Annotated in this window: 9 protein-coding genes; 7 read left to right on the top strand and 2 right to left on the bottom strand. The window is 38.5% G+C overall.

Annotation, left to right across the window (positions count from 1 at the left end; translation table 11 throughout):
* A partial coding sequence (locus tag R6U02_RS09245) for a zinc ribbon domain-containing protein (RefSeq protein ID WP_410263324.1) occupies positions 1 to 202 on the top strand: 202 nt, incomplete at its 5' end.
* Positions 203 to 294: 92 nt separating this feature from the next.
* Here R6U02_RS09245 and R6U02_RS09240 read toward each other — a convergent pair.
* Positions 295 to 789 carry a helix-turn-helix domain-containing protein gene (locus tag R6U02_RS09240; RefSeq protein ID WP_410263326.1) on the bottom strand — a complete coding sequence of 165 codons (495 nt, stop codon included), beginning with the start codon at positions 787 to 789 and terminating at the stop codon, positions 295 to 297.
* 209 nt (positions 790 to 998) lie between these two features.
* Here R6U02_RS09240 and R6U02_RS09235 point away from each other — a divergent pair, with 209 nt between their 5' ends.
* The 6 genes from R6U02_RS09235 (at position 999) to R6U02_RS09210 (ending at position 6,703) form a co-directional block, all read left to right on the top strand.
* Positions 999 to 1,664 (top strand): hypothetical protein, encoded by a 666-nt coding sequence (locus R6U02_RS09235; protein WP_410263323.1) that lies wholly within the window; start codon positions 999 to 1,001, stop codon positions 1,662 to 1,664.
* Positions 1,665 to 2,091: 427 nt separating this feature from the next.
* The gene (locus R6U02_RS09230) at positions 2,092 to 2,250 is read left to right on the top strand and encodes a hypothetical protein (protein WP_410263322.1); all 159 of its coding nucleotides are present in this window, start codon (positions 2,092 to 2,094) and stop codon (positions 2,248 to 2,250) included.
* Between the two features lie 255 nt (positions 2,251 to 2,505).
* Entirely contained in the window at positions 2,506 to 3,954 is a 1,449-nt protein-coding gene (locus R6U02_RS09225) for a DUF5050 domain-containing protein (protein WP_410263321.1), read from the top strand.
* Between the two features lie 469 nt (positions 3,955 to 4,423).
* Positions 4,424 to 4,954, top strand: a complete 531-nt coding sequence (locus tag R6U02_RS09220) for a hypothetical protein (RefSeq protein ID WP_410263320.1) — start codon at positions 4,424 to 4,426, stop codon at positions 4,952 to 4,954.
* Between the two features lie 148 nt (positions 4,955 to 5,102).
* Positions 5,103 to 5,357: a hypothetical protein gene (locus R6U02_RS09215; RefSeq protein WP_410263319.1), complete on the top strand. Its 255-nt coding sequence runs from the start codon at positions 5,103 to 5,105 to the stop codon at positions 5,355 to 5,357.
* A 263-nt stretch (positions 5,358 to 5,620) separates the two neighbouring features.
* Positions 5,621 to 6,703, top strand: coding sequence for a M50 family metallopeptidase (locus R6U02_RS09210; RefSeq protein WP_410263318.1), 1,083 nt, complete (start codon positions 5,621 to 5,623; stop codon positions 6,701 to 6,703).
* Positions 6,704 to 6,804: 101 nt separating this feature from the next.
* Here R6U02_RS09210 and R6U02_RS09205 read toward each other — a convergent pair whose 3' ends face one another.
* Positions 6,805 to 7,596, bottom strand: a complete 792-nt coding sequence (locus tag R6U02_RS09205) for an RNA-guided endonuclease InsQ/TnpB family protein (RefSeq protein WP_410263325.1) — start codon at positions 7,594 to 7,596, stop codon at positions 6,805 to 6,807.
* Between the last annotated feature and the right edge of the window lie 21 nt (positions 7,597 to 7,617).

Here is a 7,617-nt window from a genome sequence, read left to right as displayed (position 1 = left end):
CTCACAGGTCTGTTCGTCTTGCGGACATGATGACGGCAAACACGGGCTGGCCATTCGAGAGTGGACATGCCCAGCCTGCCACGCACACCACGACCGTGATGTAAATGCGGCGAAAAACATCCTATCCATTGGCATGGGACATGCCTTGGTCAAACAGCCTAAACCTCTGCCTGTAAGCATTCGTGCAAAACAGGTAAGTTAAGGGCGTTCCCAGAAGCTCGGTACTTCAGTGCCGATGTAGTTCACAGATTTTTAGCTTGATTTGACAAATAAAGTTGTTTGAAAAAGTGTTGACTAGTCAATAAATATCTCAGTAGTAGAAGTCCCACTGCCAAACAAAAGTCTCAGTATATAAATCATATCAAAAGAAAAATATATCGTTAAAGTAATTACTAAGATAATTACTATAGGGGTATATTTTTTTTTGTATTTATATGAGTAGAATAAACCTAAGTATGATAAAGGTGTTATCAGGATATAGAAAAATGGCGAAATGAGTAATGAGAATATGTAGATATCTAACTTATAAATACTTAAGAATTTTTTTATTTGGTAGAACACGTTCGGGTTTTTATTATAAGCATTTTCAATGGATTTGAATGTTTCCAAAAAATAAGCCGTCTCAACGTCAAAAAAATTTGATAACTGAACGATGTTATCTGTACTAGGTATTGTTTCTCCTCGCTCCCATCGACTTATTGTTTGTCTTGTGACGAATAATTTACTTGCCAATTCGATTTGAGATATATTTTTTTCGGTTCTTAATTTTCTTAATTTTTCACCAAGTATAGTGATCGCCTCCGGCTATGGAACAGGGATGTTCCATTACTTTTTAATCAGTGTAACACAGTATACCAGTTACAGGACAGCTAATTCAGTTTATTATTATCTTGTTCTTAAAAAAACTACTATTGCAGTTATCAAGGGTAAGCTACAATCACTATCAGATAAATAAGTTGAGTTAAGAGTGAAATATATTGAGTCGTAGGGAGTGGAATATGAAACTATTATTAGTGGGTGCAGTGTTATTAGTTATAGGGGTGGTTATTTTTCTTGAAATTAAAAAAAGTACTATGCCGGATAAAAGCCGTTCAAAAAATCTTTTTGGTAATGGAATGGGAGATCATCTATTTGATGAGCACCTTATTTTAGATGCGAGTATAGATGAATACAGATCTTTATCTGATGTCGAAGAAGAGTCTGAGGTCATTGTTATTGCCGAAAAAGTATCAGAGCATGTTTCTAAGCTAATAAAAAATGAACAAGGAAGTATTCAGAAAGCCTATACGCTGTCTGATTTCAAAATCAAAAAAGTAGTGGCTGGTCATCTCCTAAATGCTGGAGAAACATTTACACTACTGGAAAATGAAGCGTACGATGCGGTAAAAAGATTGAAATATCATATATTAGGATATGAAAAAATGATCACGGGTAGAGATTACTTGCTCCTTCTGCATCGATCTGAAAACAAGCCATATTTATCAGTCGTTGGTGTAAATTATGGAAAAATTCCTTTAGCGAAAGAAACGAGTGAAGTATCTTTGAGTCTTCATAGTGCAAACACAGATTACGCTACTGAATTTTTAGATAGGTACAATCATATCGATACCATAAGAAAACAGGCTCGCCATAAATTCGCCGCTTATATTTCTGGGTATAAATAGATTAGGCTTAGTAATTAAAAGCACCCTAGAATGGAGAGACCACAAAATGTCTACTAAGAAGAGTTTTCAAATGTTGTGTCTTATAGATGTTCTATTGATTGGAATATAAGCTTTGTACATAGCTCTACCGGAGGGAAATTATTAAGGCTATTATTCAATAGGAATCGTACAAATGATTCTGCTAACAGGGGCTTTGATTTCTTTGATTCTTTATGTCAAAAACTGAATTCGTATAAAGAAAATAGGGGTATTGGACGTGTTACTTATGGCGGTTTTTATCCTCGCTATTATGGTGATGACGTATGGAGTCCTCGTCTAATATACATTAATGTCAGTATAATAAGCTTTATGTGGAGCTGAAGAAAAACTGATTCTACATTCAGCTTATTTTTTTGTAGCAATTTAAACCGAAGGAGTTGAGATAGAAATGCAAATATTGATCAACGTTTTACTGGGATCATCCATATTCATCGGCTATGGATTAATGATTGCTGGACAACTATGGGGATTGATATTTATCCTAATAACGCTATTCGGGTCATTTTACATTCAGTACAAACGCAATAAAGAAAAGACAGGGAATTAAAGTCTTATCAATCGCTGCATGCGTTCATTTTTAATATTGCGCTCGTTGTATATTCTTTATTCTTTAATCTGATTTCAGAATGACTTTTAAGATGGTGAAAATTTTTATACTTAATCTTTGATAGTGAAGCAAGGGATTGGCTTTTTCTAATTCCCATAAGCGCTTTCTTGAAGGGGTGAGTTTTGCTACAATAGAAAGTATAAACATATACAAATTTCAATTCAAATCGATTTTCTAGAAGGGACTGAAGGAACGATGAATAAGATAGGAAACTGGATCAGTCTTGGACTAAGAAGTATACTATTTCTTTATATACCGACAGTTTCACTGGTTTTAGTTCTTTACCAGATCGTCTTTGGGACGTCAATGAACCTTCACTGGTCTTTTACCTTATTATATTTGGGTTTATTAGTGCAATGGATGCATGAGAAATTTCAACACCAGTCACTTGAGGAAGAGATAGACGGTCAAAGTCACTTGGAACGAACACTATCAGAGAACGGTTGGGAAATAATCGACCGCAGAAGAGACACGTTGACTGTCAGACCTACATTCGATGTTCCCTTCAACTTAGTGATCAATGACAAGGTAGAGATTCACTATACGGATCAGACGGCAAAGATAGAAGGACCGCTACACTATGTGACGGCACTGTCTAAAGCTATCAAAGGAGAACCAGTCAAAAAGAAATGGACAGTATTTCGGGCGTTAAAAGCCACAGTCACCACCGGTTTTATCCTGCTGCCTTTTATCACGCAAAGTGGATTGCTGTGGGAAATTAAAGTGATGCGTCATAATGTCGAAGCTGCTGCGACTGAAACTGATATAAAAGGGGGAAGTGTGGCAGGTATTTCTGTCCAAAACATCAATAATAACGGTATTGGTGTTGAGAACGATGAACACATTTTCTATAGTCATGGAAACAATACACTCATCAAAACGGATAACGAATTGAATTATGAAAAGTTACTGATGAAAGGTGAACCGTATTACCGGTTCGAAAATTTGAACCTCGCGGGTGACTGGCTCTATTACACCAGGGATGAATCACTGTTCACAATGAAAACGGACGGAACGAATGAACAGATCCTTTACGATTTAGGCTACATTGAAGATGTCCACGTCACTGAAAACGGCATCTGTTTCATTAATACTATGGATAACTATAACGTCTACCATATGGATCTGAACGGTGGAAATCTCGAACGGCTACTCGATGTCGAGGCAAGAGACATTGCCGTCTACGGTGACGAGTTGCTCGTCAGTCATGAAGAGGTTGTCGAGCGACTGAGTCTGGATGGCAGTGAGAGAGATGTCATACTCAATGAATCGGCAAATGATCTCGTCAGACACGATGGCTATTACTATTACATCGGCTCGGACGATAAACTGTATAAGAGTACAGTAGATGGAACGTCCGGCTCCGTAACTCTCGTCGACCGGCCCATCGGGACTTACACACTCACAGACGACAAAATCATTTACACGCTTAGATCTGACGATGATTTCCATCCAAGTCACGGCGTTCATCTGACAGATCATACTGGCTCGAAGAATGAACGTGTTTACGCTTCAAGCAATGTCGAAAGTCTGATAAAGGTCGGTGATTCGATACTATTCAATGCATCGGGTACTTATAATACACTGGAAATGATGCGGTATGATCTAACGGATGGTCAGGTCGGGGAAATCTTTATTGACTGAAAGAAATGAATTTTAGAACACAGTGGAAATTTTGATGAAGGAGTTGACCTGAAAAGATGCTGAATGAGTCAAACTCGACCGTGTTGAAGAAAATCTTATATCCGTTGTTCTTTGGCCTGACCTGGGGGATGCTGACCTATACGCTCGATGTATACAATACAGACTTTTTTCTGATATTATATTCGATCATAGCAGTAGGAGTATTTCTGTATTCGATATGGAACATATGGCATATGCTGGAAAAGAAAGTTAAGTTAAAGGTACTAACCTATATATCTCTTTTCACAGTTATTTTCCATGGAAGCACCGCGGTTATCAATTTTTACTTTCAAGGTATAATTGCGACAGTCTATGGAATATATCTGCTGGTTCTTTTTTGGAAGATGCTCACAAAGAAGGACTCAAAAAGTGTGACTAATTGAGCTTTAAGTGACCATTGTAGTGATTGGACTAAAAGGAGGAGTTGCAAGTGTTGAGAAAAAAATGGGTTCTTTGTTTAGCCTTATTACTAAGTGTGTATGTTTCAGGTTGTTCCAACAGTAACCTCGATACATATACAGGAGACGTATTAAGAATAAGTGTGATTGGGGATACTCCAGATGTTTCAGAAGAAAACATTTCATTTTCTAGTGCAGAATTTAGTGATTTGGAAGACGAAGACGGTTCTCTGAATGTACAGGGAGATGCACTATTCATAATGCCGGAAAACTTAGTCGAAGCATCTAATGATAAGTATATTGACCATTATAATAAGTTAGACATCCCAGTCTTTTTTATTGGCACTACAAAAACTCACGCTCCCTTTGTGTTTGATAATATTAATTACGAGGATGCCCGGGAGGTTTCTCCGAAGAGTTATGCAGCTGGATATTTGTATCATTCAGAAAATGAATTGGGTGAACACTGGATATTTAGTGGAGAAGATGAAGAAGAACTAACTGAAAATGAAATAAAAAATATCTATAGTGATATTTTTCGTACAATTAACAATATAAAATAAAATTATTAGTACAGAAAAGAATATAATTTGAATGAGCCAGCGGGAAAAGCAAACTTGAACTTACAAAGTGGATGCTCAAAAAGGCTCGTTTCAATCACGTTACATTTCTAACTAATTATATAGTTAACTATGAGAGGGGATATCAATCATGACAATGAAATTGAGAATACCAATATTATTTGTAATATTATCAGTCACGACAGCGGTCTATGAGAGCGTACCCGGTTTATTCATATCCACTGAAAATTACTTCTTGTACAGTCTTCAATTCATACTGAGCATTATCCTGTTATTTTATTTTTTTGAGAAAGTAATGGTCAATGAGAAAGACGTTCATGTTTCGATTGGCTTACTCATCGTAGCAGTGACAATTATGTTCGAGCTGTATAGATATATGATCTAGGGGTGAAGTAATGAAACGACTGAAAAAAATCGGGCTGGTTGTGATGCTGATAATTGTCGGTCTCGTAGTTGGCACGGGTGAGTAAATGTACCGGGTACTTACAGTACAATGAAAATGATGCGACATGATCTGAATAGCGGTCAGGTTGGCGAACTTTATCAGACAAGTTAAATAGATAACGATGATGAAGAAACGGTACAATAAATAAAAGTATAAAGTTAATTGAATTCACGACTCAACATAGATAATGAGGGACTGACAAAATGAAACAAGTATTTTTAATATTAAATATTTTTATAACGTTCTTAGGGTTAGGCTTTTTAGGCTATGAAGTGGGTATGCTTTCAGCGATCCATGACTGGACCTGGATTCATATTCCCGTTTTTATGAGCTATTTCGTTGTTAGTTTCTTTTTACACATTGTCATACATGAAGCCGGTCATTTAGTAGCCGGACTTTTATCAGGCTATTCTTTTTCTATGTTTAAATTGTTAAGCTTTATATGGGTGAAAGAGTCAGGAAAAATCACTCTCAAAAAACAGCCTGTTCCCGGTATGCTGGGACAGTGCTTAATGATGCCACCTGAGAAAATCGCTTCTCCACCATACGCTTTATATCATTTGGGTGGTATCATAGCCAATCTGATTGCGGCGGCAGGGGGCTATCTGATGTGGATGATGCCATTCCCCCCATTAGTGAAAGTAGGCTTCCTCACGTTTACCGTTGTTGGAATTGTTCTTGCGATGATGAACCTTATCCCTGTGGGGCCAAACGATGGCATGCATTTGTGGAAGGCTTCAAGGAATATAGAATATCAGATCCAATTCAATCAGTTGCTTCAGATACATGCAGGGATGATCAAAGGGAAAACTGCGCGAGAACTACAGGGATTACTTTACTTTGTTGGAAAAGAACCGTTAACAGATGGAAATAATACGACGATGCTATCGCTTAAGGCATTAAAAGATATCGAAGAATTTAAATTCGATCAAGCGGAGATGACATTGCGACCGTTATGGGACCAGTTTGACCAGGTGCTGGAGCTACAGAAATTTGAGGTTTTAAAAGAGTATCTCTTTGTATTGCTTTTAAGTCATCCTGATGATAAGGCTGTAGCGGAGATTGTAAATAATAAGTGGTTCAAGAAACAGGAAAATGTTAAGCAGGCTGATACCAAACGCGTATTAGCTACCTATGCTTTCGTAAAAGAAAATGATTATGAAAAAGCGGTAAGACTCCTGGATGAGGCAGAAAGTTATATCAAAAAAGCACCCACGTTGACTGATCAAAAAATCGAGAGAAAATTGAATGACTACCTTCGTAGGGAACTACTCGGACATGAATGACCGAGCTTCTGGGAAGACCGCTGACTTACCCGTCCTGAGTAACGAACAGACAGAGGTTACGGTTATTGACCAAAGCGTGCTCCACGCTTATGCCTTTTACGTTAGGCGAATGCTTTATTGCGGATGTTGATGGCTGCGTTAATATCGCGGTCAATGTCACACGTGCCACAATGTGGGCAGTCGAATATACGAACGTGTAGAGGCTTCTTGCCCGTATTCTCCCCGCAATGCGCACACAGTTGACTGGTATAGTGCGGATTAACAAGGATGAGTTCTTTTTTATACCAGGTACACTTGTACGTAAGCATCGTTTTGATGATGCCCCAAGAGGCGTCCGCGATTGACCGTGCCAGATGATGATTCGCCATAAGATTTTTGGTTTTCAAATCTTCCATGACGATAACATCATAGGTCTTGACGAGATGGGTCGTGTACTGATGCAGGTAATCATTGCGTTGATTAGCGATTTTGCGGTTGATTCGAGCCACCTGTTGTTTCGCTTTTTCAACGTTGCGAAAATCAGATAGTTTAAGCTCGACCCCAGCGACGTTTGATTGCTCGATTGTTTTGATCGCTTGTGCGCGACGACGAGCAAATTTTCGTTGCCAGACACGTTTTTTTTGTGCCAATGCTCGTTCGAACTGTTTGTTTGGAAGTTTATAGTCGTCGGATTGTATGACAAGATGGGTAATTCCCATATCCAGCCCGACCACGGCACCTGTTTTAGGCAACGCACTGACCGCATCCTCGACGAGGATGGTAGCTGTGTATGAGCCGGAAGGGTTTTTGTGTATAGTGGCGCGCTTGATTTTCCCAGTGATGCGGTGTGCACCATGGCACTTCATCTGTTTCAACTTAGGGAATCGGATATAGTGATTATCGACGACGGTAATGCTGTTATTGATGGATTTAGA

The organism is Alkalibacterium sp. (assembly GCF_046484155.1).
Lineage (GTDB): Bacteria > Bacillota > Bacilli > Lactobacillales > Carnobacteriaceae_A > Alkalibacterium.
Note: the sequence above shows the minus strand (reverse complement) of the source record. Positions and strands in the feature narration are given on the sequence as shown.

Bases quoted from the DNA above. Each gene is read 5' to 3' on its own strand.
- R6U02_RS09235 (WP_410263323.1), top strand. From the start codon at position 999: ATGAAACTATTATTAGTGGGTGCAGTGTTATTAGTTATAGGGGTGGTT.
- R6U02_RS09230 (WP_410263322.1), top strand. From the start codon at position 2,092: ATGCAAATATTGATCAACGTTTTACTGGGATCATCCATATTCATCGGC.
- R6U02_RS09225 (WP_410263321.1), top strand. From the start codon at position 2,506: ATGAATAAGATAGGAAACTGGATCAGTCTTGGACTAAGAAGTATACTA.
- R6U02_RS09215 (WP_410263319.1), top strand. From the start codon at position 5,103: ATGACAATGAAATTGAGAATACCAATATTATTTGTAATATTATCAGTC.
- R6U02_RS09210 (WP_410263318.1), top strand. From the start codon at position 5,621: ATGAAACAAGTATTTTTAATATTAAATATTTTTATAACGTTCTTAGGG.